A 22,216-nucleotide genomic window follows, 5' to 3' on the forward strand; every position below is an offset into this window, starting at 1 on the left:
GCTCAGGAGGATGGCACCAACTCCGCCGGCAACGCACCGGCGGTCTTGATGGTCTTGGTGACGATGTAGGTGAAGTAGCGTTCGATGCCGAGGTCTTCGAGCAGCAGTTGGTCGACGAAACGCTGATAGGCATCGACATCCGGTGCCTGGATCATCGCCAGGTAATCCACACCGCCGCCAGTGGCGTAACAGAACGCCACTTCCGGCGCGGCGATCATGCGTTGCTCGAAACGGCGCATGTCCTGGGCGGTGTGCCGGGCCAGGGTGATTTCCACCAGCACCTGCTGGCGCTTGAACACCGCGCCCCAATCGATCTGCGCCCGATAGCCGATGATCAGGCCCGCCGCTTCCAGCTTGCGCACCCGCTCCCAGGCCGGCGTCACCGACAGGTTGATGGCCTCGGCCAGGCTCGACTTGGTGATGCGCCCGTCCTCGGCGAGGATCTGCAGGATCTTGAGGTCGTAGCGATCGAGCTTGTGCATGGGGCCGGGCTCTCCAGACAAATCAGAAAATCACACCGCCCTGTGGGGGCATAAATCTACAGTCACCGCAAACCCCTGTGGGAGCGAGCTTGCTCGCGAAGGCGTCGGCACATCCAACATCACCGACTCAGGCAGACCGCTATCGCGAGCAAGCTCGCTCCCACAGGGGATTTTGTGGCTGGCTGTTATCAAGCCAACACATCCGCAATCACCACCAACGTATCGCCACACTGCACCAGCCCGGGAAAGTGCCGGGCCGCCAGCAGGCCGCTGCGGGCGGCGCGGTATTGGACCGGGGCGACGCCGCTGCGGGTGGTGTCATGGATACGCGCCACCACCTCACCCTGGATAACGTTTTCACCAAGATCACGACACATCTCCAGCAAACCGTTGTGTTCGCTGGCGATGAAACAACTGGCGTCCGGCATGTCGAGCACCAACGACGGCTGCAACTCGATCGTGCCCCGCAGGATGCCGGCGTGGATCAGCAGGTTGCGCACCCCACGCTCGGCAATCGCCACGCTGCGGGCGGTTGATGAACCGCCGCCGCCCAGTTCGGTAGTGACAAACACCTTGCCCTGGGATTCGGCCGCCGTGTCGTACATCGCCCCGGCGTCCAGCTCCAACATGCGCATGCAATATGGCGCGTTGAACGCCAGCATCCCGGCCTCGCAGCGGGCCTGTTGCTGTTTGTCCGGCAAGACGTGGCAGGCGGCGAACGGCAGGAAATCCAGGGTCCGGCCACCGGAGTGAATGTCCAGGACAATGTCTGCCAACGGCAACAACGTGCGATTGAAATAGTCGGCGATTTTCTCGGTAACGGAGCCGTCCGGCCGGCCGGGAAAACTGCGGTTCAGGTTGCCCTTGTCGATGGGTGAAGTGCGGCGCCCGCCATGGAACGCCGGGGTATTCATGAACGGCACGATGATCACTCGCCCGCTGACGTCCTCGGCGGTCAACTGCTGGGCCAGTTTGCTCAAGGCCACCGGGCCTTCGTATTCATCACCGTGGTTGCCACCGCTGAGCAGCGCCGTCGGGCCGCTGCCGCGCTGGATGACGGTGATGGGGATCATCACTGCGCCCCAGGCCGAATCGTCCCGCGAATACGGCAGCTTGAGAAAGCCGTGCTGCACGCCCTCGCGGCTGAAGTCGACCGTGGCGCTGATGGGATTGTTGGGCACGTCAGGCATGGCTCAATCCTTCACAAACAGTTGACGAGGCACGTTGCACAGCGTCTCGACGCCGTTTTCGGTGATCAAAATGCTCTCGGTGATTTCCAAGCCCCAATCGTCCATCCACAGCCCCGGCATGAAGTGGAAGGTCATGCCCGGTTGCAACACGCTGTTGTCGCCAGGGCGCAGGCTCATGGTGCGCTCGCCCCAATCCGGCGGATAACTGATGCCGATGGGGTAGCCGCAACGGCTGTCCTTGTGGATGCCGAACTTCTCCAGCACCTTGAAAAACGCCACGGCAATGTCGCCGGTGGTGTTGCCCGGCTTGGCCGCGTCCAGGCCGGCGGCGATGCCCTCGACCACGGCTTTTTCGCCGTCGAGGAAATGTCGGGGCGGCTTGCCCAGGTAAATCGTCCGCGACAGCGGGCAGTGGTAACGCTTGTAGCAACCGGCGATTTCAAAAAAGGTCCCGGCGCCCCGTTCGAACGGCGAATCGTCCCAGGTCAGGTGCGGTGCGCTGGCGTCGGCGCCGGTGGGCAACAGCGGCACGATGGCCGGGTAGTCGCCGCCATGACCATCGGCACCGAGGATGCCGCTGCTGTAGATCTCGGCCACCAGTTCGTTCTTGCGCATGCCCGGTTCGATCCGTTCGAGGATCCGGCTGTGCATGTTCTCGACGATGCGCGCGGCGATGCGCATGTAGGCGATTTCCTGGGGCGACTTCACGGCCCGCTGCCAGTTCACCAGGCCCACCGCGTCTACCAGCGTCGCCTCGGGCAAGTGCTTTTGCAGCGACAGGTACGCGGCGGCGCTGAAGTAATAGTTGTCCATCTCCACGCCAATGCTCAGCGCGCCCCAGCCACGGGCGATGATCACCTCCCGGGACAGGTAGTCCATGGGATGGCGCTCGCGGGACTGCACGTAGATGTCCGGGTAGCCGACGATGTTGTCGGCCTGCATGAACACCGTGCGCTTGGCACCGTTGGCATCCTGGCCGCGACCGAACCACACGGGCTCGCCCTCCAGCGCCAGCAGCACGCACTGGTGCACATAGAACGACCAACCGTCATAGCCGGTGAGCCAAGCCATGTTCGACGGATCGGTGACCAGCAGCAGCTCCAGGCCCTGGGCCTGCATGGCCGCGCGAACCTTCGCCAGGCGCTGGGCGTATTCCTCCCGTTTAAACGGAAGATTGACGACGATCTCTGACATCCACCTGCCCTCTGTTCAATTACTCATGAAGAAAATGATCTAGCGACCGAACGCAAAGCCCTTGCCCGCCGCCCTTGCCCGCTCGAACGCCAGGTTGGCGATGGCGGTGTCCTGGGCGCCGGTGCCGGTCAGGTCGCAAAGCGTCACTTGCGCCGCATCGGAGCGCCCCTGCCGTTGCCCTGCCAATACTCGTCCCAACTCCAGAAGCGCCAGGTCATCGTGTACGGTGCCGGCCGCCAGGGCGTGGTGCAGTTCGCCGAGTACGCGGGTCTGGCTCAGGCGATCGGCGACATAGCAGTCGACGGCCGCGAGGGCTTGCGGGGAAATTTCGTTCTTGTGCTCCGCGTCCGAACCCATCGCCGTGATGTGCAGGCCGGGATGCAGATGGCGAGCTTGGATCAACGGTTCGCGACTGGGGGTGCAGGTGATGGCGATGTCCACGGCCTCCAGGGCAGCATCAATGGAGACGCATGGCGTGACGGCGAGCCCTGTGTCGCGAGCGAGCCCGGCGCTGAACGCCTTGGCCTTTTGTACATCACGCGCCCAGACCCGCACCTCGTCGATGGGCCGCACCAGGCGCAGCGCCTGAAGCTGCAACGCCGCCTGTTCGCCGGCACCGATCAGCGCGACGCTGCGACTGTCCTCGCGAGACAGGCACCGCGCCGCCACGGCACCGGCGGCGGCGGTGCGCACGGCGGTGAGGTAACCGTTGTCCAGCAACAGCGCCTCCAGCAAACCGGTGCGTGCCGAGAGCAGCATCATCATGCCGTTAAGGCTGGGCAGGCCAAGCTTGGGGTTATCGAAAAAACCCGGGCTGACCTTGATGGCGAAGCGTTCCAGGCCCGGCAGGTAAGCGGTCTTCACATCCACTTCGCCGTTGTGCTCGGGGATGTCCAATCGCAGGATCGGCGGCATCGCCACGGCGGCGGTGGCCAACAGCACGAAAGCCTGCTCGATGGCGTCGATGCTGGCCAGGTCGAGGGCCACGCAACTGCGCAGGTCAGCCTCGCTCAATAGGGTGACTTCACTCATGGCAGGGCTCCGTTAACGGTTATCAGGCATTGGCGCCAGCGATCACGCGGGCATGTTGTTCGGTGTCGACGTTGCGCCCGCTGACCACCAGAACGATGGGGCCGCGCGGCTCGACCAGGCCGTCGAGCAGCGCCGCGATGCCCACCACGGCGGCGCCTTCGAGCACCAGGCGTTCGTGGTGATAGGCGTGGCGGACGGCGTTGGCGATGGAGGCTTCCGAGAGCAGGTGCAAGTCATCACGCAGTTGCCGCGTCATGACGAAGGTGTAGCGGTTGTCCAGGCCGATGCCGCCACCGAGGGAGTCGGCCAGGGTCGGCAACTCTTCGATGTCCACCGGTTGTCCGGCGGCTAGGCTGGCGTGCATCGCCGCGCCTCGGGCCATGCTGATGCCGTGGACCTGGATCGCGGGATTGGCACTTTTGAGGGCCAGGGCGACACCGGCGAACAGACCGCCACCGGATAACGGCACCAGGACCTGGGCCACGTCCGGCTGCTGCTCGAGGATCTCCAGGCCGAGGGTGCCCTGGCCGGCGATGATCGCCGGGTGATCAAAGGGCGGCAGGAAGGTTGCGCCCTGCTCTCGGGCGATGCGCTCGGCTTCGCGTTGGGCGTCGTCCTGGGACTGGCCGACGATGCACACCTCGGCGCCCAAATCGCGAATCGCCTGTACCTTGTTGGCCGGTACCAGGTTCGACAGGCAGACAATCGCCCGGACGCCCTGCTGCGAGGCCGCGTGAGCGAGCGCCCGGCCATGATTACCGGTCGACGCGGTGACCACGCCCTGGGCCTTCTGCTCCGAACTGAGTTGCGCGACGGCATTGCTCGCCCCGCGCAGCTTGAAGCTGCCGGTGATTTGCAGGGCTTCCAGCTTGAGGTATACGGGCACGCCGATCCGGCGCGACAGGCTCGGGGAGTGCTCCATGGGCGTGCGCCGCACCAGCGACTCAATGCGCTGGCGGGCGAGGTAAATGTCCTGAAGCTGCAACCCTGTCATGACTGCGTCCCGAGCGGATGTGTTGGGCGCAGTCTAAGAGGGCTGGATTGTGGTGATGAATGTACTAGGGCAATTTACTTTGCATTCAGTGTCGGCTGAAAGATCGACAAATTCAGCATGACCCACCTATCCCTGTGGCGAGGGAGCTTGCTCCCGCTGGGCCTGTAGGAGCTGCCGAGCGAAGCGAGACTGCGATCTTTTTCCCAGATATTTGAACTCAATTGAAAGATCAAAAGACCGCAGGCTTCGCCAGCTCCTACAGAGCCGAGCGGGAGCAAGCTCCCTCGCCACAAAAGCACATGCAACTCTGGAGAAAGCCCACTGCTTGCCTATCAGAAATCATGAATCTGCGGATACTGGTTGAAGATCTCGCGCATGCCGATCAGCGCATGGCGCATTTCTTCATCGCTGCATTCGGCGCCGACACACACTCGCACCGCGCGCGGTCGAGGAGTGCCGCGTACGGTGAACGGGTCGGGGGAAGTGACCGCGATGTGCTTGTGGCGCAGCGCCCGCACCAGGCTGTCCACTTCCCAGTGAGGCGGGATGCCGATCCAGGCGTTCAAGGCATGAGGATGCTGGGCCAACACATGCTCGCCCATGTATTCGGTGACCATCGCCTGGCGCCCAGCCAACAGTTGGCGCTGCAACTGCACCAGCGACTCGGCGCGGCCATCGCGGATCCAGCGGGTGGCGATCTCCGAGACCATCGGCGTGGCCATCCAGCTGTTGACCCGCAGAATGCTCTCGGTACGCAACGCCAAGCGCTTGGGCACCACCAGGTAGCCGATGCGCAACCCCGTGAGCACCGACTTGGTCATGCTCGTGCAGTAGAACGACAGTTCCGGCAGGTAATGACTGATGGGCGGCGCGCGGCGTTCGTCCAGCAGCGGACCGTACACATCATCCTCGATGATGTGCACACCGAAGCGCCGGGCGATCTCGGCGATTTCCCGGCGCCGGGCGTCGGGCATCAGGCTGGTGGTGGGGTTGTTCAGGTTCGGTGTGCACACCAGCGCCGTGATGCGCTCGTTGCTGCACATGTCTTCGAAATGTTCGGGGTCGATGCCATGGCGATCCATCTCCAGGCCCTTGAGGGTGAAGCCCAACACCTGGGAATTGCCGATCACGCCGTGGTCGGTCAAGCCTTCGCAGAGCACCACATCGTCGGGGCCCGCCAGGGAAGCGAGCGCCAGGAAAATCCCATGGGCCGCGCCGTTGGTGATCAGCACATCGTTACGGTCGACTTTCAGCCCTTGCCGGCCAATCCACTGCGTCGCCGCTTCGCGATGGGATTCGAAACCGGCGATGGGCCGAAACGCGTGAATCCACGGCTGATCCTCTTCAGTGCTCAACGCCGCGCAGGTATCCCGCCAGGCCTGGTCATGCTCGCGAGTGTGGAGGATGCGAGTGATGGAAAAATCCACCAGCGCCCGCTCGGGGCTGTCGAGTATGTAGGTGGCGACCCGGTCGCTCATGCGCCGCGAAACAAAACTGCCGCGCCCTACTTCGCAACGGACCAGCCCTTGGCGTTCCAGCTCCTTGTAGGCGTTGGTAACGGTCTGCACGCTGATGCCCATGGCGTCGGCCACCTGCCGCTGCGGCGGCAGGCGCTGGTCGTTGGCCAAGGCGCCCTGTTCGATATCGTCGGCAATGGCCTGCACCAGGATCTTGTATTTGGATTCACCGCTGCGGGCGAGGTCCAAGGCTGACTTCCACTTATCCATGACAACTGCAACCGGCGTGTGTAGGGGTGCGCACAGCATTGCGCGGCCCTCGCGGCAAAGCAATTGTCCTAGTGCAATACAATCAATGCCGGGGCTTTTGTATGCTCGGTCCAAGGTCGTCACCCAGGCGGGCTTATCGCCCCGACAAAAAGCCGGATCGACCTGTACCGGCGCCGTTCCCGATTCCAGGCCTCGCCCGGATCCGCCGCTGTACGCTTTGCTCTTGTCACACTGCCTCCTACCACAGAGCCGTCAAACGACGGATCCACAAGAAACAGGAGATTTTATCGATGAGCAATTTTCTTCCCAGCACCCATGCGCCCTTGCGTCGGCTCTTGTTGACCTGTGCCGCACTGGGCCTGGCCGGCAGCGTTCAAGCGGCCACCTTGGATACCGTCAAAAGCAACAGCAGCATCCGGATCGGCTACGCCAACGAGACCCCATTCGCCTTCACCGAAACCGACGGCACCGTCACCGGTGAGTCGCCGGAGATCGCCAAGATCATTTTCGCCAGGATGGGCATCAAGCAGGTCAATGGCGTGCTCACCGAATGGGGCTCGCTGATCCCTGGCCTGCGCGCGGGTCGCTTCGATGTAATTGCCGCCGGCATGTACATCACCCCGGCGCGCTGCAAGCAAGTGTTGTTCACCGATCCGCAGTATCAATTGCCCGACGCGTTGCTCGTGGCCAAGGGCAACCCGAAAAAACTCCACAGCTATGAAGACATCGCCAAGCAACCGGACGTGAAGCTGGCCATCATGGCCGGCACGGTGAACCTGGCCTATGCCCGCGACTCCGGGGTCAAGGACGATCAGATCCTCCAGGTCCCCGACACCACCGCGCAATTGCAAGCCGTGCGCGCCGGTCGCGCCGACGCGGCCGTCGGCACCCAACTGACCATGAAAGGCCTGGCCAGCAAGGGCGGCGACAAGGTGGAAGCGATGACCGAATTCAAGGACGACCCGTCCCATATCGGCTACGGCGCCTTGGCCTTCCGCCCCGAGGACAAAGACCTGCGCGACGCGGTCAATGCCGAGCTGAAGAAGTGGCTGGGTTCGGAGGAACACCTCAAGGCCGTCGCGCCATTCGGTTTCGACAAATCCAACGTCACCAGCAAGACCGCGGCCGAGCTTTGCGCTCAGCCCTAATGGCACGCCGAAACGGGCATGACGCGCAGGCGTGATGCCTGTTCCCTGTTTCATCGGATATCGGGTTGAACCATGGGCGAATTACTTCCGTTATTGATTCAAGGGGCCTGGGTTACGCTCCAGGTGACGTTCTTCGGCTCGCTGCTGGCGATTGTCGCGGCGGTCCTCGCGGCCCTCGGACGGCTGTCGCCGTGGCGCGCGTTGCGCTGGTTTTCCATCACCTACATCGAAGTGTTTCGTGGCACTTCGTTGCTGGTGCAATTGTTCTGGCTGTTCTTCGTGCTGCCGCTGCCGCCCTTCAATGTGGAGCTGAGCCCCTACGCCGTGGCCATCGTCGGCCTGGGCCTGCACATCGGCGCCTACGGGGCCGAAGTGATGCGCGGCGCCATCAGCTCGGTCGCCAAGGGCCAATACGAAGCCTGCACAGCGTTGAATTTCAGCGGCTTCACCCGCTTCAAGCGAATCATCTTGCCCCAGGCATTGCTGGCGGCGATTCCACCGGGCACCAACCTGTTGATCGAGTTGCTGAAGAACACCTCGCTGGTGTCGCTGATCACCTTGTCCGACCTGAGCTTCCGGGCGCGCCAGTTGGATCAGGCGACGTTCCAGACCCTGGAGGTCTTCAGCCTGGCGCTGGTGCTGTATTTCATTCTCGCCCAAGCCATCAACTTCGGCATGCGCAACGTCGAGCGACGGCTGAGCCGGGGCCGGATGCGTGGAGGTCTGTCATGACGCTGTTCGACTGGTCCTACGCCGCACTGATCCTCCCGGACCTGCTGCGCGCCTCCCTCAATACCGTGGGCATTACCCTGATCGGTTTCCTGATCGCGATCGTGCTGGGGCTGTTCCTGGCGATTGGCCGGCGCAGTCGCAAGTTCTGGCTGTCGTGGCCGGCCACGGCGGTGATCGAGTTCATCCGCAGCACGCCGTTGCTGATCCAGGTGTATTTCCTCTACTACGTGCTGCCCAACTACGGCTTGAGCCTGACGGCCATGCAAGTCGGCATCCTCGGCATCGGCCTGCACTATGCCTGCTACATCGCCGAGGTCTATCGCAGTGGCCTCGACGCGGTGCCACGGGCGCAGTGGGAAGCGGTGACGGCGTTGAACATCGCGCCGTACGACGCCTACCGCAACATCATCCTGCCCCAGGCGCTGCGACCGATCGTGCCGCCCCTGGGCAACTACCTGGTGGCAATGCTCAAGGACACGCCGGTGCTGTCGGCGATCACCGTGGTGGAAATCATGCAGCAGGCCAAGAACATCGGTTCCGAGCATTTCCGTTACCTGGAACCCATCACCCTGGTCGGCCTGTTCTTCCTCGCCCTGAGCCTCGCCTTGGCTTATCTGGTACGGCGCCTTGAAACGCGCATGGAGCTACGCTAATGACTTTACCCCTGTCCACGCCCACCGATTTGTCCCGGCGCAGCACGCTGGCGTCACAGCAGGAGGCCCCGGCCATGCAAATTCCGACACCGTCCCGGCCGATTGTGAGTTTCCAGGACGTGACCAAAAGCTACGGCAGCTTCACGGTACTCGACCATCTGAACCTGGATGTCGCGCCCGGTGAAAAAGTCGCGATCATCGGCCCCAGCGGTTCGGGCAAGTCCACGCTGCTGCGGGTGCTGATGACCCTGGAAGGCATCGACCAGGGCCAGATCCGCGTCGAGGACGACTCGCTGACCCACATGCCCAACCGCAACGGCGTACTGGTGCCGGCCAACGACCGGCACATCCGCCGGGTGCGCGGCAAGATCGGCATGGTGTTCCAGAGCTTCAATCTGTTCCCCCACATGACCGCGCTGCAGAACGTGATCGAGGCGCCGGTGCAGGTGCTGGGCATGAACCCGAAGGAAGCCCGGGAACGCGCCGCCGACCTGCTGGAACTGGTGGGGCTGGGCAACAAGCTCGACCATTACCCATCGCAACTGTCCGGCGGCCAGCAGCAGCGGGTGGCGATTGCCCGGGCGTTGGCGATGCGGCCCAAGGTGATGTTGTTTGACGAGGTGACTTCGGCGCTGGATCCGGAGTTGTGCGGCGAGGTGCTGAATGTGATCCGCAAACTGGGGGCCGAACACAACCTGACCATGCTGATGGTGACCCACCAGATGGGGTTTGCGCGAGAGTTCGCTGATCGGGTGTGCTTCTTCTACAAGGGGCAGATCCATGAACAAGGCACGCCTGCGCAGATTTTCGAGAATCCGCAGCAGGAGCGTACGTGTGCGTTCTTGAGTGCGGTGAAAGAGGCGAATTGACCCCTAATTACTCAAGTGAACACCTCCGTGGCGAGGGAGCTTGCTCCCGCTGGACCGGTCCGACGCTTCGGGCGCAGCAGGCCCAAATCAGCGAACGCGGTGTGTCAGGAGAATCAAGGCGAATGCTCTCAGGACTGCTTCGCAGCCCAGCGGGAGCAAGCTCCCTCGCCACAAAAGCCCAAACGCTAGTCGCAAAAAAAGGGGGACCCATTTCCGGGGTCCCCCTTTCATTTACCGCCCAGCGATCAAGGATACTGCTGGTAAGTCTGGCCCTGCTGCTGCGGCGCCTGGTACTGCTGCCCAGGAATGGCCTTGAGATTAACCTCGACCCGACGGTTCTGCGCGCGGCCATTGACGTCGGCGTTGCTCGCCACCGGGTTGTCCGGGCCGGCGCCACGGGCTGACAGGTTGGCACCGCTCACGCCCTGGGACGTCAGGTAGGTCGCCACGCTCTGGGCGCGGCGCTGGGACAGGTCCATGTTGTGCTGGCGGCTGCCGGTGCTGTCGGTGTAACCGACGATTTCGATCTGGTTCTGGTTGAATTCCTTGAGGGAGTTGGCCAGGTTGTTCAGCGGCTGGTAGAAACTGGACGCGATGTTCGCCGAATCGGTAGCGAAGGTGATGTTGCCCGGCATGATCAGCTTGATCTGGTCGCCCTGGCGCTGCACTTCAACACCGGTATTGGCCATGCTCGCGCGCAGTTTCTTTTCCTGCTGGTCGGCGTAGTAGCCGTAGCCGGCCGCGGAAGCCCCCACCACCGCCGCGCCGATCAAGGCGCCCTTGCCACGGTTATCGTGACCAATGGCCGCACCGGCCAGCGCCCCCGCCAGTGCCCCGAGGCCGCCGTACTTGGCGGTTTTGCTCATGCCCGACGATTCGGTAGAGGCCTGGCCCTGGTTGTCATAGGGGTTGGGCGACGCACAGCCGGACAACAAGGCCACAGCAGTAGCGACAACGATCAAGCGACGCGAGGTGAACATGAAGATGCTCCTGGGATTTTCAGTCTGGTTGCCAAAGTGTAGGCAATCGACTCTGGCAGGCGTTGGAACGCGACAACCGTTAAAAATTCCGTCCCGCTGCGTCGCGCTTCGCCCGGCTGCCGGACAAAATCCGTCGTCCGGGCGAAGTACCCTCAACCCTGCGCCAGACAGCGGCTCACGCCCCTGACAATCATCTCCACTTCGCGCCCATCGATCGTCAGCGGCGGCAGCAGGCGAATGGTCTGGCCCCGGGTGACATTGATCAGCAGGCCGTGGTCCTGGGCAGCACGAAGGGTCAGGTCGCGGACCGGTTGCTTGAGTTCGATGCCGATCATCAAGCCTTGGCCGCGAATCGCCAATACGTTCGGGTTGTCCGCCAGTTCGGCCCGCAGCCGACCCAGCAATTGTTCGCCCTGCTGCCTGGCGTTATCCACCAGGGCTTGTTCCTCGATGATGTCCAGCACCGTGCAGCCGACCCGACAGGCCAATGGATTGCCACCGAACGTGCTGCCATGGCTGCCCGGGGTAAACAGCTCGGCGGCCTTGCCCCGTGCCAGGCAGGCACCGATGGGCACGCCGTTGCCCAGGCCTTTGGCCAGGGTCATGACGTCCGGCACGATGCCCTCGTGCTGGAACGCGAACCATTGGCCGGTACGACCGATGCCGGTCTGGATCTCGTCGAGCATCAACAGCCAGGCGCGCCGACTGCACAGCTGCCGCAAGGCCTTGAGGTAACCCGGCGGGGCGAGTTGCACACCGCTTTCGCCCTGGATCGGCTCCACCAGCACCGCGACGATGCGCTCGCCATGGGCCTGTTGAATCTGTTCCAGCGCCGCAAGATCACCGAACGGCACCTTGATGAAATCCCCCGGCAAGCGGTTGTAGCCCAGCCGCACGGACGGACCATCACTGGCGGACATAGTGCCCAAGGTGCGCCCATGGAACGCGTTGTCCATGACCACCACCAACGGCTGCTCGATGCCCTTGTGCCAGCCATAGAGGCGCGCCAGTTTCAGCGCGGTTTCGTTGGCCTCGGCGCCCGAGTTGTTGAAAAACGCTCGCTCCAGGCCGGACAGCCGGGTGAGCTTTTGCGCCAGACGCTGCTGCCAGTCGATGCTGTACAGGTTGGAGGTGTGCAATAGCAGGCCGGCCTGCTCACTGATGGCGGCCACCAGCCGCGGGTGGGAATGGCCGACATTGGTCACCGCCACCCCCGCCACCGCATCGAGGTATTCGCGGCCGTCCTGGTCCCACAGGCGCGTCCCCAAACCATGGGTGAAATTCAGCGCCAGGGGTTGGTAAGTGGTCATCAGGCAGGCAGCGGTCATGGCATCAAGCTCCATCGGGTGGTTTTTTCCAGTATGGTTAGCCACCCTCGATGGATAAACGCCACTTTACTTCAATCATCTATAAGCTGAGCTTGATAATGGACCTATTCCAGGCAATGACCGTTTACGTGAAAGTGGTGGAGTCCGGTAGCCTGACAGCGGCAGCCCAGGCCTGCGAAATGTCGACCACCATGGTAGGCAATCATCTTCGCGCGCTGGAGCAACGTCTCGGCGTGCGCCTGATCAATCGTACGACTCGTCGCCAGCGCCTGACTGAATTCGGCGCGGCCTACTACCAGCGTTGCCTGGAAGTGCTGGGGCTGGTGGCCGATTCCGAGCGCCTGGCGGAACAGACCCAAGGCGAGCCCACCGGCACCCTGCGCATCACCGCGCCGCTGACCTTCGGCACCGAACGCCTCGCGCCGGCCCTGGCCGAATTCAGCCAGCGCTTCGCTCAGGTCAAACTCGACGTGGTACTGACCAACCAGCGCCTGGACCTGCTTGACCATGGCTTCGACGTTGCCATCCGCCTCGGCCTTCCCGACCCGAAACTGATCGTGCGTCCGCTGGTGGACTACACCCTGACCATTTGTGCCTCCCCTGCTTACCTGGCGCGCAAAGGCACGCCGCAAAAGCCCGACGATCTGCAACATCACGATTGCCTGTCGTTTGCCTATTCCGCTGGTGACGAATGGCGCTTCGCCCAGGAGCACTGGCCAATCAACGGTCCGGAAGGGGAAATCAAAGTCCCGGTGACCGGGCCGATGCTGATCAATAGCTCCTCGGGCCTGCACCGCGCCGCGTTGGCCGGCATGGGTGTGGTGATGCTGCCCGACGCGCTGGTGGCAAAGGATCTACAGGAAGGGGATCTGGTGGCGCTGCTGCAGGATTATCAACTGCCCCATCGGCCAATGAGCCTGATGTATGCCCAGGATCGCTACCGTTTGCCGAAGCTGCGCAGTTTTGTCGAGTTTGCGCTGGAGAAATGGGGTAAACCCTGATGGGCGTGCTCGATAAGTGTTGGATAAATCCCGTGGCGAGGGAGCTTGCTCCCGCTGGGGCGCGAAGCGGCCCTGCTTTGGAACTGCTACGCCAGAAGCGTCGGACCGGCCCAGCGGGAGCAAGCTCCCTCGCCACAGTTCAGGCGTTCACCCGAAGCGCTGCCCGCTAGTGACCCCGCGCCCCATCGGCTACTCTTCACCCCTGGAGAGCATTTTGATATCAGGGCTGATTGAGGGAACAACGATGGACGACGCCTCGAAGATCGATTTGCTGCGGTTCGATTTGTCCGATCTGGACGAAAGCGTGCTGCACACCATCATGGAGCTGGTCAGCGACGGCATTTGGGACTGGAACGCCAATACCGGGTTCGTCTATCGCAACCCCGGCTGGTACACCATGCTCGGTTATACGCCCCATTCCCTGAGCAATACCGTGCTGACTTGGGAGAGCGTGATCCATCCAGAGGATTATCCCCAGGTGATGGCCCTGTTCGACGACTATCTGGAACAACGGTCGCCAAAATACCAAGCCGAATACCGCTGCCGGGCCCATGACGGCTCCTATATCTGGATCGAAGACCGCGGTTATGTGATTGCTCGCAACCCCGACGGCAGCGTTGCTCGAATGATCGGCGCCCATCGCAGCATCGACGACAAGAAGCGCCTGTTCGAGCAACTCGAACGGCGTAACAAATCCCTGGAAGCGATCATCGAAGAGCGCACTCGCGAGTTGTCTCGCGTCAACCATCAACTGCAAATCCAACTCGACGAAAACCGCAGGCTCGCCGAAACCGATGCCTTGACCCTGGTCGCCAACCGCTATCGCCTGGAGCAGGCGCTGCCACTGGCCTGTGAGCGTGCCCAGCGCTTTCGCGAACCGTTGTCGCTGATCGCCATGGACGTCGACGACTTCAAGGACATCAATGACCGCTACGGCCACGCCTTTGGTGACGCAGCGCTGGTGCAGGTGGTGCAGGCGGTCAAACGCTGCGAGCGCGACGGAGACCTGTTGGTGCGCTGGGGCGGCGATGAATTCATCATGATCTTGCCAAACACGTCGTTGGCCGATGCGGTCCTGATGGCTGAAACCATTCGCCGAGGCCTGTCCGACCTGCTTCCGGTGGGCGACTTCCCGATCACCATGAGCTTTGGTGTGGTCCAGCGGCTCGACGACGAGACGCAAGAAGTACTGATGGATCGGGCAGACCAGGCGTTGTATCGCTCCAAGATGGCCGGCAAAAACGTGATCTGCAACTGAAGCCGCGATTGCCAGGAATGAACCGATGAGGCGTTTGTCGCGGTCATAGCTTTGTCCCCCCCGCGATAGGTCTTCAAAATTGCCGACTCGACTCCCCTGCTCTTCGAACCTTTTCCTGGGCTGCGCCGGCTGGTCGTTGCCCAGGGCACATTGGCCGGCGTTTCCCGATGAAGGCAGCCATTTGCAGCGCTACAGCGCACGCTTCCCGGCGGTGGAGATCAATAGTTCGTTCTATCGCCCACATCGTCCTGCCACTTACGCCAAGTGGGCGGACAGCGTGGGGCCGGACTTTCGCTTCTCGGTCAAGGTGCCAAAGCAGATCACTCACGATCGACGACTGCACGATTGCGAGGGGCTTGTGGATGAGTTCCTTGGGCAGTGTTCACAGTTGGGTGAAAAACTGGGTTGCCTGTTGATCCAATTGCCGCCATCACTGGCCTTCGACAACACCCAAGCCGAACGCTTCTTCGGGGCTTTGCGGGATCGGTATCAGGGCCCCGCGGTTCTCGAACCCCGACACCCGAGCTGGCTCGCGCCGCAGGCCATGGCGATGCTGGAGAACGAGCGGATCGGTCGTGTCGCTGCCGATCCGTCCCCCTTATCGGGGGGCGTTCGACCGGCAGGCTGGCCTGGCATTCGTTATTACCGTTTGCATGGCTCGCCGCGAATCTACTATTCCCCTTATGAGGAGACCTGGCTGAAGCAGTTCGCGCAACAATTGAAGAGCGCTGCGGATACGCCGACTTGGTGCATCTTCGATAACACCGCCAGCGGCGCCGCAACGCCGGACGCATTGCGGCTGATGGAACTGATGCGCGACTGAAATACGTACCGGCCACCGCTCCGACCGTGACAACACCGCCCGGGTCCAATAGATTAGGCGGCCGGAAAAAAGCTCAATGCCTTTCTCGCCTCATCCCGCTAACAGAAGTAGTGAAATTTCAATGTCCGATTCCAACACCGCTGAATCCGTAGTCACCCTGTCGTCCAAAGCGGAATACGAAAACTCCATCAATCTTTCACAGCATCTGCCCCAGGCCAAGACCATCAGCGAAATGGTCCTCGATGCGTTCCAGTCAAACCGCGAAAGCGACCAGATCCGCGAACTGCGCAACGCCATTCGCCAGGCCCACGATGCGTTCGATGACGACAAGGCCTACGAGTTGATGGGTCAGCTCAAGCAGCTCAAGGACGCTGAGGCTGCGGATTTTGCTGCCCTGGAAGACCTGGGCAGCCGCTTCCCGATCAGCCGCATTCTTTCCAGCTACAAAGACGACCCGTCGTTCCAGGAGCTCGTCTACGGCCTGGCTCTGAAAGTGCTGAACCAGACCCACCAGGCCATCAGCAACCCGAGCGGCAGCAAGGGCAAGGCCTCGCGGCCCAAGAAGGAAGCCGAAGTGTTTGTCATCAGCAAGGACGGCATCAGCGTCACCCTGCCCCTGCGCACGCCACGCTCCAAGCCGAACGTCGACCGCGAAGCCTTCGAGTTCCTGGGCTTCAACTTCGTCGGCGAAGGCGACGAAGCCGAGCTGGAAAGCGAAACCTTCCTGGACAACGACGGCACTGAACAACCGGTCACCCGCAAAAGCATCGTCACCGCGCTGCAACAGCAGAAAGCGTTCGACGGCTACAGCATCGCCCAGCAATAAGCCCGAATCCGGGTCTCCTGTGGGAGCGAGCTTGCTCGCGATTGCATCGTGTCAGTCAATATCAGTTCAACTGACCCACCGCTTCGCGAGCAAGCTCGCTCCCACAGGAATATCGATAACATCCGAATAACGATCATGAAAAAGCCCCGCGCTTCTCTCGAAGGCGGGGCTTTCCCATGGCTATGAGCGGATCAAACAGCACCAAGCCGCTCGACCATATCCGGAAACTTCTCGACCAATTTGATCAACAAAGCCGCCTGGGCATTAGGCTTGGACTTTTCCTGCTCCCAGTTCCTGAGGGTGCCCGGACTGGTCCTGATGCTCTTGGCGAAGACGGCTTGGGACATATGAAGCCTGTCGCGCAAAGCTACGATTTCCTGGGCTGACACCTCGGGAACCGGCTTGTCTTCAATCGAAATCTGGCGAAGGGTAATCTTGCCCTCGCGGTGAGCAGCCATCTCCTCGACGCCTTGCATCATCTCGGCAAACAGATCGCGCTTTTTCATAAGGTACCTCGTACTTTCAACTCAGCTTCTATGGCGCGCTTGAGCATCTTCTCTTGCTCGGAGGTCAGGCTTTCCAGTTCGTCCTTGTCATAAATCGCAAACATCCAAAACTGACGATCATGCCTCAACCAATAATAAATGACCCGCAGCCCACCTCGCTTCCCTTTGCCACGACGTTCATCGAACCAACGCAGCTTACGGAAGCCCCCGGTACGTGGCATGACGTCACCGGCCTCTGGATGCTGCTGCATATAGAACTGAAGCAGGCGATATTCATCATCGGTCAGGTAATGGCCAACCGTGGCAGTGAACGTAGTCGTTTCAAAAAATAAGGTTCGCATGGCAGAAACTATAGGCAAATCGCGTATAGATCAACAAGCCACACTTTATTGCGACGAATGACAGCGGCTAGCCATGGCCCATATCAAAAAAAGCCCCGCGCTTCTCTCGAAGGCGGGGCTTTTTTTGCAGCTCTGGCGCTTAAGGCGCGTAAGTCAGCAACAACTCACTCGGCACCTTGAAATCCAGGGACATCATGACGCTCAGGGCGGTGATGGTGAAGATCGAGAACACGAACAGCTTGCGTGCCCAGACCGTATCGTCCACCGCCTTGTAGCCGGTCCAGGCCATGTACAGCCAGTACATGCCCATGGCAGCGGCGACGGCGAGGTAGCTCATGCCGGCGTAGCCGCTGAATGTCAGCATCAAGGTCGCCACCAGGAAGGCCAGGATGTAGAGCAGGATGTGCTTCTTGGCCACGCGGATGCCGCGCTTGACCGGCAACACCGGAATCGAGGCTGCCAGGTAGTCGTTGAAGCGGAAGATCGCGATGGCGTAGGAATGCGGCATCTGCCACAAGCTGAACATCACCAGCAGCGTCAGCGCCGCCATGTCGAAACTGTTGCTGACCGCGACATAGCCGATCACCGGCGGCATCGCCCCCGACAGGCTGCCCACCAGCGTGCCGTGGACCGACTTGCGCTTGAGGTACAGGCTGTAGAGGCCGACGTAGATGACAAAACCGATCACCGCGAACAACGCCGCCAGCGGATTGGCCACCCAGTACAGCAGCGCCACGCCGGCCACGCCCAGCACCGTGGCGAAGGCCAGGGCCAGTTGCACCGGAATCAGGCCTTGGACCAGCGCCCGGTTCTTGGTGCGTTCCATCTTGATGTCGATGTCGCGGTCGATGCAGTTGTTGAACACGCAACCGGACGCCACCACCAGGGAAGTGCCGATCATCGCCGCCAGGAAGATGGCCAGATCGACATGCCCTTTCGAGGCCAGGAAGAACCCGCCCGCCACAGAAAGCACGTTACCGAAAATGATCCCCGGCTTGGTGATTTGGATAAAGTGCTTCAGTGACATCCGGACTTTCCTCAGTGCGCCATCATGTTGGTGTGGATGCTGAACATGATCCACAACGACAGGCCGACCAGCAGGACAATCACGATCGCGGCAAACACAAACGCGACCACGTTGTTACGTTGGGCAGCGGAGCGGTCCAGGTGCAGGAAGTACACCAGGTGCACCAGTACCTGGACCACGGCGAAGATCAGGATGATCCACAGGGTCAGGCTCTTGGGCAGCGACGGGTACATCACCAGGCCGAACGGAATGACGGTCAGGATCACCGACAGGATGAAACCGATGGCGTAGGACTTGACGCTGCCGTGGCCGGCGTCATGGCCATCATGGGAATGTGCGTTAGCCATTTACAGGGTCCCCATCAGATAAACAACGGTGAATACGCAGATCCACACCACGTCCAGGAAGTGCCAGAACAGGCTCAGGCAGCTCAGGCGCGTCTTGTTGGTGGCGGTCAGGCCGTTTTTCTGGACCTGGTACATCATGATCGCCATCCAGATCAGGCCGCTGGTCACGTGCAGGCCGTGGGTGCCGACCAGGGTGAAGAACCCGGACAGGAAGCCGCTGCGGCTAGGGCCGTAGCCTTCGGCGATCAGGATATGGAACTCGTTGATCTCCATGGCGATAAAGCCGGCGCCCAACAGGAAGGTCATGGCCAACCAGCCCAGGACCTGGGTTTTCTTGCCCTTGAACAACGCCAGCATGGCGAAGCCGTAGGTGATCGAACTGAACAGCAGCAGCGCGGTTTCGCCCAGTACATAAGGCAGTTCGAAGATTTCGTGGCCCGACGGGCCACCGGCGACGTTGTTAACCAGCACCGCGTACACCGCGAAGATCGACGCAAACAAAATGCAGTCGGTCATCAGGTAGAGCCAGAAACCGAATACGGTCATCTCGCCCGAGTCGTGGTGATGGTCATCGTGCCCATGGTCATGACCATGGGCGTGTCCAACATTGGTCACTAAGTTCGACATGGTTTAAGCCTGTTCCAACGAGGTTTCAACACGGGTGGAGGTGGCGGGGACTTTCCCGGCCGCGACCAGGCGCTTGTGCTGCTCGGCTTCGATGCGTTCGATGACATCCACCGGCACCATGTAGCCCTGATCGTCACGGGCGGCATGGATCACGAAATACGCCACGGTGCCGACCAGGCTGGCGATGGCCAGCCACCAGATGTGCCAGATCATCGCGAAACCGAACACAGTCAACAGCGCACCCATGACCACACCGGTGGCGGTGTTGTTGGGCATGTGGATCGGCTCGTACTTGGCCGGAACCTGGTACGCGGTACCGGCTTCCTTGGCTTCGGTGAACGGGTCGATGGTTTCCGCTTTCGGCAGCACGGCAAAGTTGTAGAACGGTGGTGGCGACGAAGTCGACCATTCCAGGGTATGGGCATTCCACGGATCACCGTGTTCGCACATGTTTTCCGGCTTCTTGCGATCACGCACGCTGACGTACAGCTGGATCAACTGGCAGGCGATACCGACCGCGATCATCACCGCGCCGAACATGGCGACGTACAGGTACGGCACCCACTCAGGGTTGGTGGTGGCGTTCAGGCGACGGGTCATGCCCATGAAGCCCAGTGCATAGAGCGGCATGAACGCGACGAAGAAGCCCGAGATCCAGAACCAGAACGCTGCCTTGCCCCAACCTTCGTGCAGCTTGAAGCCGAACGCTTTCGGGAAGTAGAACGCAAAGCCTGCGATGTAGCCGAACACGGCGCCGCCGATGATCACGTTATGGAAGTGCGCGATCACGAACAGGCTGTTGTGCAACACGAAGTCCGCACCCGGGATGGCCAGCAGTACGCCGGTCATGCCGCCGATGGCGAAGGTCACCATGAAGCCCAGGGTCCACAGCACGTGGCTGGTGAAACGCAGGCGGCCCTGGTAGATGGTGAACAGCCAGTTGAACAGCTTCACACCCGTCGGGATCGAGATCAGCATCGTCGCCAGGCCGAAGAAGGCGTTGACGCTGGCCCCCGAGCCCATGGTGAAGAAGTGGTGCAGCCAGACCATGAAGCCCAGTACCGAGATCGCGCCGGAAGCGTAGATCATCGAGTGGTGGCCAAACAGTTTCTTGCCGGAGAAGGTCGAGATGACTTCGGAGAAAATACCGAACGCCGGCAGGATCAGGATGTACACCTCGGGGTGACCCCAGGCCCAGAACAGGTTGACGTACATCATCGGATTTCCACCCAGTTCATTGGTGAAAATGTGGAAATCCATGTAGCGGTCAAGCGTCAGCAGTGCCAGGGTAGCGGTGAGGATCGGGAACGAAGCGACGATCAGCACGTTGGCCCAGGTACAGGTCCAGGTGAAGATCGGCATGTCCATCAGCTTCATGCCTGGGGTACGCATCTTCAGCACGGTGGCCAGGAAGTTGACCCCCGTCAGCGTTGTCCCCAACCCGGATAGCTGTAGCGCCCAGATGTAGTAATCCACCCCCACGCCCGGACTGTATTGCAGCCCCGACAACGGTGGATAGGCAACCCAACCGGTCTTGGCGAATTCGCCAACACCCAGCGATACGTTGATCAGTACCACGCCGGACACCAGCAGCCAGAAGCTGAGGGAGTTCAGGAACGGATAGGCAACGTCGCGCGCGCCGATCTGCAGCGGCACTGCAAGGTTCATCAGGCCGGTGAAGAATGGCATCGCCATGAAGATGATCATGATCACACCGTGGGCGGTGAAGATCTGGTCATAGTGTTCAGGCGGCAGGTAGCCAGGCGAACCCTCGGTGGCCATGGCCAGCTGGGTACGCATCATGATGGCGTCGGCAAAACCGCGCAGCAGCATGACCATGGCGACGATGATGTACATCACGCCGATTTTCTTGTGATCGACCGAGGTCAGCCACTCTGTCCACAGGTAGGTCCACTTCTTGAAATAAGTGATACCGGCGAACAATGCCAGACCACCGAGCGCGATGATGGCGAGGGTCACCATGACAATCGGCTCGTGGAACGGGATCGCTTCCCAACTTAATTTACCTAACATCGTTTACTCCTCTGCCCCGGCAGCTGAATGCGAGCTCATGTCCATCCCTTCCATGTTGTGAGCCACTTCCTTGTCTTTCTTCTCGTGGTGCATCGGCTTGCCCGGATTCATCCCTTCATACTTGTCGATGATGGTCTGGAACAGGTTCGGCGTAACCGACGAGTAGAGTTCGACTGGGTTGTTCTGGCTCGGCTTGGAAAGGGCTTCGTATTCAGCTTTTTCAAGCTGTTTAGGTGCCTTCTTCACTTCGTTGACCCAGGCGTCGAACTCTTCCTGGGTGGTGGCGGTCGCTTTGAACTTCATGCCGGTGAAACCCGCGCCGCTGTAGTTGGCGGAGATACCTTCAAGTTCGGTGTTCTGGTTGGCGATCAGGTGCAGCTTGGTCTGCATGCCGGCCATCGCGTAGATCTGGCCGCCCAGGCCCGGGATGAAGAACGAGTTCATCACGGTGTCGGAGGTGACCTTGAAATTGATCGGCGTGTGGGCCGGGAACACGATCTTGTTGACCGTGGCGATGCCTTGTTCCGGATAGATGAACAGCCACTTCCAGTCCATCGAGACCACTTCGATGGTGATCGGCTTGACGTCGGATTCAAGCGGACGATAAGGGTCGAGGGCGTGGGTCGACTTGTAGGTGACATAACCCAGGGCAATGATGATCAGCACCGGAATGGTCCACACCGCCACTTCGATCTTGGTCGAATGCGACCATTTCGGCGTGTAGGTGGCCTGGGTGTTGGTTGCGCGGTACTTCCAGGCGAACAGGAAAGTCATGACGATAACCGGCACAACGACCAGCAACATCAGCAGCGTGGCGGTGATGATCAGGTTTCGTTCATCCAGGCCGACCTGGCCCTTGGGATCGAGCAAGGTCATGTTGCAGCCTCCCAGCAGCAACGTGCCGAGCAGCGGCAACAAGCCTAGTAATCGGGGGTACCTGTTTTTACTCATCTCACGACCTCTAAAGCAGCTTGCGCAATGCAGTTGGGTTTTGATCGCCAACACTTCACCCTGCCAAGGGTTGGCATTTTCTTGGATTGAATAAGGGCTGCCCGTCGAACGTCAGCGGCTGTTCGACACATCCTGGGCCAGCAGTG

General features: G+C 61.2%; 23 protein-coding genes. 8 read left to right on the forward strand and 15 right to left on the reverse strand.

Annotated elements, in window-relative coordinates:
* Positions 1 to 2: 2 nt before the first annotated feature.
* The 6 genes from ACLH0I_RS24155 to ACLH0I_RS24180 form a co-directional block, all read right to left on the reverse strand.
* On the reverse strand, positions 3 to 482 hold the full coding sequence (locus ACLH0I_RS24155) for an Lrp/AsnC family transcriptional regulator (RefSeq protein ID WP_411385576.1): 480 nt from the start codon (positions 480 to 482) through the stop codon (positions 3 to 5).
* 188 nt (positions 483 to 670) lie between these two features.
* Positions 671 to 1,672 (reverse strand): N(2)-acetyl-L-2,4-diaminobutanoate deacetylase DoeB, encoded by a 1,002-nt coding sequence (gene doeB / locus ACLH0I_RS24160; protein WP_411385577.1) that lies wholly within the window; start codon positions 1,670 to 1,672, stop codon positions 671 to 673.
* 3 nt (positions 1,673 to 1,675) lie between these two features.
* Positions 1,676 to 2,866: an ectoine hydrolase DoeA gene (doeA, locus tag ACLH0I_RS24165; RefSeq protein WP_411385578.1), complete on the reverse strand. Its 1,191-nt coding sequence runs from the start codon at positions 2,864 to 2,866 to the stop codon at positions 1,676 to 1,678.
* Positions 2,867 to 2,905: 39 nt separating this feature from the next.
* The gene (locus ACLH0I_RS24170; RefSeq protein WP_411385579.1) at positions 2,906 to 3,898 is read right to left on the reverse strand and encodes a cyclodeaminase; all 993 of its coding nucleotides are present in this window, start codon (positions 3,896 to 3,898) and stop codon (positions 2,906 to 2,908) included.
* Positions 3,899 to 3,920: 22 nt separating this feature from the next.
* Positions 3,921 to 4,892, reverse strand: a complete 972-nt coding sequence (eutB, locus tag ACLH0I_RS24175) for a hydroxyectoine utilization dehydratase EutB (protein WP_411385580.1) — start codon at positions 4,890 to 4,892, stop codon at positions 3,921 to 3,923.
* A gap of 332 nt (positions 4,893 to 5,224) precedes the next feature.
* The gene (locus ACLH0I_RS24180; RefSeq protein WP_411385581.1) at positions 5,225 to 6,619 is read right to left on the reverse strand and encodes a PLP-dependent aminotransferase family protein; all 1,395 of its coding nucleotides are present in this window, start codon (positions 6,617 to 6,619) and stop codon (positions 5,225 to 5,227) included.
* A gap of 290 nt (positions 6,620 to 6,909) precedes the next feature.
* Here ACLH0I_RS24180 and ehuB point away from each other — a divergent pair, with 290 nt between their 5' ends.
* The 4 genes from ehuB (at position 6,910) to ehuA (ending at position 10,021) form a co-directional block, all read left to right on the forward strand.
* Positions 6,910 to 7,767, forward strand: coding sequence for an ectoine/hydroxyectoine ABC transporter substrate-binding protein EhuB (gene ehuB / locus ACLH0I_RS24185; protein WP_411385582.1), 858 nt, complete (start codon positions 6,910 to 6,912; stop codon positions 7,765 to 7,767).
* A 72-nt stretch (positions 7,768 to 7,839) separates the two neighbouring features.
* Entirely contained in the window at positions 7,840 to 8,499 is a 660-nt protein-coding gene (ehuC, locus tag ACLH0I_RS24190; RefSeq protein WP_411385583.1) for an ectoine/hydroxyectoine ABC transporter permease subunit EhuC, read from the forward strand.
* A complete protein-coding gene (gene ehuD / locus ACLH0I_RS24195; protein ID WP_250965161.1) occupies positions 8,496 to 9,152 on the forward strand; it encodes an ectoine/hydroxyectoine ABC transporter permease subunit EhuD in 657 nt (218 codons plus the stop codon). The genes ehuC and ehuD overlap by 4 nt, the downstream gene beginning before the upstream one ends.
* A complete protein-coding gene (gene ehuA / locus ACLH0I_RS24200; RefSeq protein WP_408003292.1) occupies positions 9,152 to 10,021 on the forward strand; it encodes an ectoine/hydroxyectoine ABC transporter ATP-binding protein EhuA in 870 nt (289 codons plus the stop codon). The genes ehuD and ehuA overlap by 1 nt, the downstream gene beginning before the upstream one ends.
* A gap of 245 nt (positions 10,022 to 10,266) precedes the next feature.
* Here the strand turns inward: ehuA and ACLH0I_RS24205 are convergent, their stop codons facing one another.
* Entirely contained in the window at positions 10,267 to 11,001 is a 735-nt protein-coding gene (locus ACLH0I_RS24205; protein WP_018604257.1) for an OmpA family lipoprotein, read from the reverse strand.
* A gap of 152 nt (positions 11,002 to 11,153) precedes the next feature.
* Positions 11,154 to 12,329, reverse strand: coding sequence for an aspartate aminotransferase family protein (locus tag ACLH0I_RS24210; protein WP_411385584.1), 1,176 nt, complete (start codon positions 12,327 to 12,329; stop codon positions 11,154 to 11,156).
* Positions 12,330 to 12,427: 98 nt separating this feature from the next.
* Between ACLH0I_RS24210 and ACLH0I_RS24215 the strand changes: the two genes are divergently transcribed.
* The 4 genes from ACLH0I_RS24215 (at position 12,428) to ACLH0I_RS24230 (ending at position 16,237) form a co-directional block, all read left to right on the forward strand.
* Positions 12,428 to 13,330 carry a LysR family transcriptional regulator gene (locus tag ACLH0I_RS24215; RefSeq protein ID WP_411385585.1) on the forward strand — a complete coding sequence of 301 codons (903 nt, stop codon included), beginning with the start codon at positions 12,428 to 12,430 and terminating at the stop codon, positions 13,328 to 13,330.
* 244 nt (positions 13,331 to 13,574) lie between these two features.
* A complete protein-coding gene (locus tag ACLH0I_RS24220) occupies positions 13,575 to 14,588 on the forward strand; it encodes a sensor domain-containing diguanylate cyclase (RefSeq protein ID WP_250965157.1) in 1,014 nt (337 codons plus the stop codon).
* Positions 14,589 to 14,667: 79 nt separating this feature from the next.
* Positions 14,668 to 15,411: a DUF72 domain-containing protein gene (locus tag ACLH0I_RS24225; RefSeq protein ID WP_411385586.1), complete on the forward strand. Its 744-nt coding sequence runs from the start codon at positions 14,668 to 14,670 to the stop codon at positions 15,409 to 15,411.
* Positions 15,412 to 15,532: 121 nt separating this feature from the next.
* On the forward strand, positions 15,533 to 16,237 hold the full coding sequence (locus ACLH0I_RS24230; RefSeq protein WP_411385587.1) for a hypothetical protein: 705 nt from the start codon (positions 15,533 to 15,535) through the stop codon (positions 16,235 to 16,237).
* Positions 16,238 to 16,428: 191 nt separating this feature from the next.
* Here ACLH0I_RS24230 and ACLH0I_RS24235 read toward each other — a convergent pair whose 3' ends face one another.
* The 7 genes from ACLH0I_RS24235 to cyoA form a co-directional block, all read right to left on the reverse strand.
* Entirely contained in the window at positions 16,429 to 16,743 is a 315-nt protein-coding gene (locus ACLH0I_RS24235) for a helix-turn-helix domain-containing protein (RefSeq protein WP_030139928.1), read from the reverse strand.
* Complete coding sequence (locus tag ACLH0I_RS24240; protein WP_250965154.1) at positions 16,740 to 17,084, reverse strand: toxin; 345 nt, start codon at positions 17,082 to 17,084, stop codon at positions 16,740 to 16,742. Before ACLH0I_RS24240 ends, ACLH0I_RS24235 begins: the two co-directional genes overlap by 4 nt.
* A 139-nt stretch (positions 17,085 to 17,223) precedes the next feature.
* Positions 17,224 to 18,111, reverse strand: coding sequence for a heme o synthase (cyoE, locus tag ACLH0I_RS24245; protein ID WP_003178131.1), 888 nt, complete (start codon positions 18,109 to 18,111; stop codon positions 17,224 to 17,226).
* A gap of 11 nt (positions 18,112 to 18,122) precedes the next feature.
* Positions 18,123 to 18,458 carry a cytochrome o ubiquinol oxidase subunit IV gene (cyoD, locus tag ACLH0I_RS24250; RefSeq protein ID WP_014340102.1) on the reverse strand — a complete coding sequence of 112 codons (336 nt, stop codon included), beginning with the start codon at positions 18,456 to 18,458 and terminating at the stop codon, positions 18,123 to 18,125.
* Positions 18,459 to 19,085 carry a cytochrome o ubiquinol oxidase subunit III gene (locus ACLH0I_RS24255; protein WP_186705091.1) on the reverse strand — a complete coding sequence of 209 codons (627 nt, stop codon included), beginning with the start codon at positions 19,083 to 19,085 and terminating at the stop codon, positions 18,459 to 18,461.
* A 3-nt stretch (positions 19,086 to 19,088) separates the two neighbouring features.
* Positions 19,089 to 21,119, reverse strand: a complete 2,031-nt coding sequence (gene cyoB / locus ACLH0I_RS24260) for a cytochrome o ubiquinol oxidase subunit I (protein WP_411385588.1) — start codon at positions 21,117 to 21,119, stop codon at positions 19,089 to 19,091.
* A gap of 3 nt (positions 21,120 to 21,122) precedes the next feature.
* Positions 21,123 to 22,070, reverse strand: coding sequence for a ubiquinol oxidase subunit II (cyoA, locus tag ACLH0I_RS24265; protein WP_186705089.1), 948 nt, complete (start codon positions 22,068 to 22,070; stop codon positions 21,123 to 21,125).
* Positions 22,071 to 22,216: the final 146 nt, after the last annotated feature.

The sequence above is a fragment of the Pseudomonas sp. MPB03 genome (genome assembly GCF_046605385.1).
Classification (GTDB): Bacteria; Pseudomonadota; Gammaproteobacteria; order Pseudomonadales; family Pseudomonadaceae; genus Aquipseudomonas; species Aquipseudomonas zanjanensis.

Coding starts and splice junctions, on each gene's coding strand:
- ACLH0I_RS24155 (WP_411385576.1), bottom strand. CDS start 482: ATGCACAAGCTCGATCGCTACGACCTCAAGATCCTGCAGATCCTCGCC.
- doeB (WP_411385577.1), bottom strand. CDS start 1,672: ATGCCTGACGTGCCCAACAATCCCATCAGCGCCACGGTCGACTTCAGC.
- doeA (WP_411385578.1), bottom strand. CDS start 2,866: ATGTCAGAGATCGTCGTCAATCTTCCGTTTAAACGGGAGGAATACGCC.
- ACLH0I_RS24170 (WP_411385579.1), bottom strand. CDS start 3,898: ATGAGTGAAGTCACCCTATTGAGCGAGGCTGACCTGCGCAGTTGCGTG.
- eutB (WP_411385580.1), bottom strand. CDS start 4,892: ATGACAGGGTTGCAGCTTCAGGACATTTACCTCGCCCGCCAGCGCATT.
- ACLH0I_RS24180 (WP_411385581.1), bottom strand. CDS start 6,619: ATGGATAAGTGGAAGTCAGCCTTGGACCTCGCCCGCAGCGGTGAATCC.
- ehuB (WP_411385582.1), top strand. CDS start 6,910: ATGAGCAATTTTCTTCCCAGCACCCATGCGCCCTTGCGTCGGCTCTTG.
- ehuC (WP_411385583.1), top strand. CDS start 7,840: ATGGGCGAATTACTTCCGTTATTGATTCAAGGGGCCTGGGTTACGCTC.
- ehuD (WP_250965161.1), top strand. CDS start 8,496: ATGACGCTGTTCGACTGGTCCTACGCCGCACTGATCCTCCCGGACCTG.
- ehuA (WP_408003292.1), top strand. CDS start 9,152: ATGACTTTACCCCTGTCCACGCCCACCGATTTGTCCCGGCGCAGCACG.
- ACLH0I_RS24205 (WP_018604257.1), bottom strand. CDS start 11,001: ATGTTCACCTCGCGTCGCTTGATCGTTGTCGCTACTGCTGTGGCCTTG.
- ACLH0I_RS24210 (WP_411385584.1), bottom strand. CDS start 12,329: ATGACCGCTGCCTGCCTGATGACCACTTACCAACCCCTGGCGCTGAAT.
- ACLH0I_RS24215 (WP_411385585.1), top strand. CDS start 12,428: ATGGACCTATTCCAGGCAATGACCGTTTACGTGAAAGTGGTGGAGTCC.
- ACLH0I_RS24220 (WP_250965157.1), top strand. CDS start 13,575: ATGGACGACGCCTCGAAGATCGATTTGCTGCGGTTCGATTTGTCCGAT.
- ACLH0I_RS24230 (WP_411385587.1), top strand. CDS start 15,533: ATGTCCGATTCCAACACCGCTGAATCCGTAGTCACCCTGTCGTCCAAA.
- ACLH0I_RS24235 (WP_030139928.1), bottom strand. CDS start 16,743: ATGAAAAAGCGCGATCTGTTTGCCGAGATGATGCAAGGCGTCGAGGAG.
- ACLH0I_RS24240 (WP_250965154.1), bottom strand. CDS start 17,084: ATGCGAACCTTATTTTTTGAAACGACTACGTTCACTGCCACGGTTGGC.
- cyoE (WP_003178131.1), bottom strand. CDS start 18,111: ATGTCACTGAAGCACTTTATCCAAATCACCAAGCCGGGGATCATTTTC.
- cyoD (WP_014340102.1), bottom strand. CDS start 18,458: ATGGCTAACGCACATTCCCATGATGGCCATGACGCCGGCCACGGCAGC.
- ACLH0I_RS24255 (WP_186705091.1), bottom strand. CDS start 19,085: ATGTCGAACTTAGTGACCAATGTTGGACACGCCCATGGTCATGACCAT.
- cyoB (WP_411385588.1), bottom strand. CDS start 21,119: ATGTTAGGTAAATTAAGTTGGGAAGCGATCCCGTTCCACGAGCCGATT.
- cyoA (WP_186705089.1), bottom strand. CDS start 22,070: ATGAGTAAAAACAGGTACCCCCGATTACTAGGCTTGTTGCCGCTGCTC.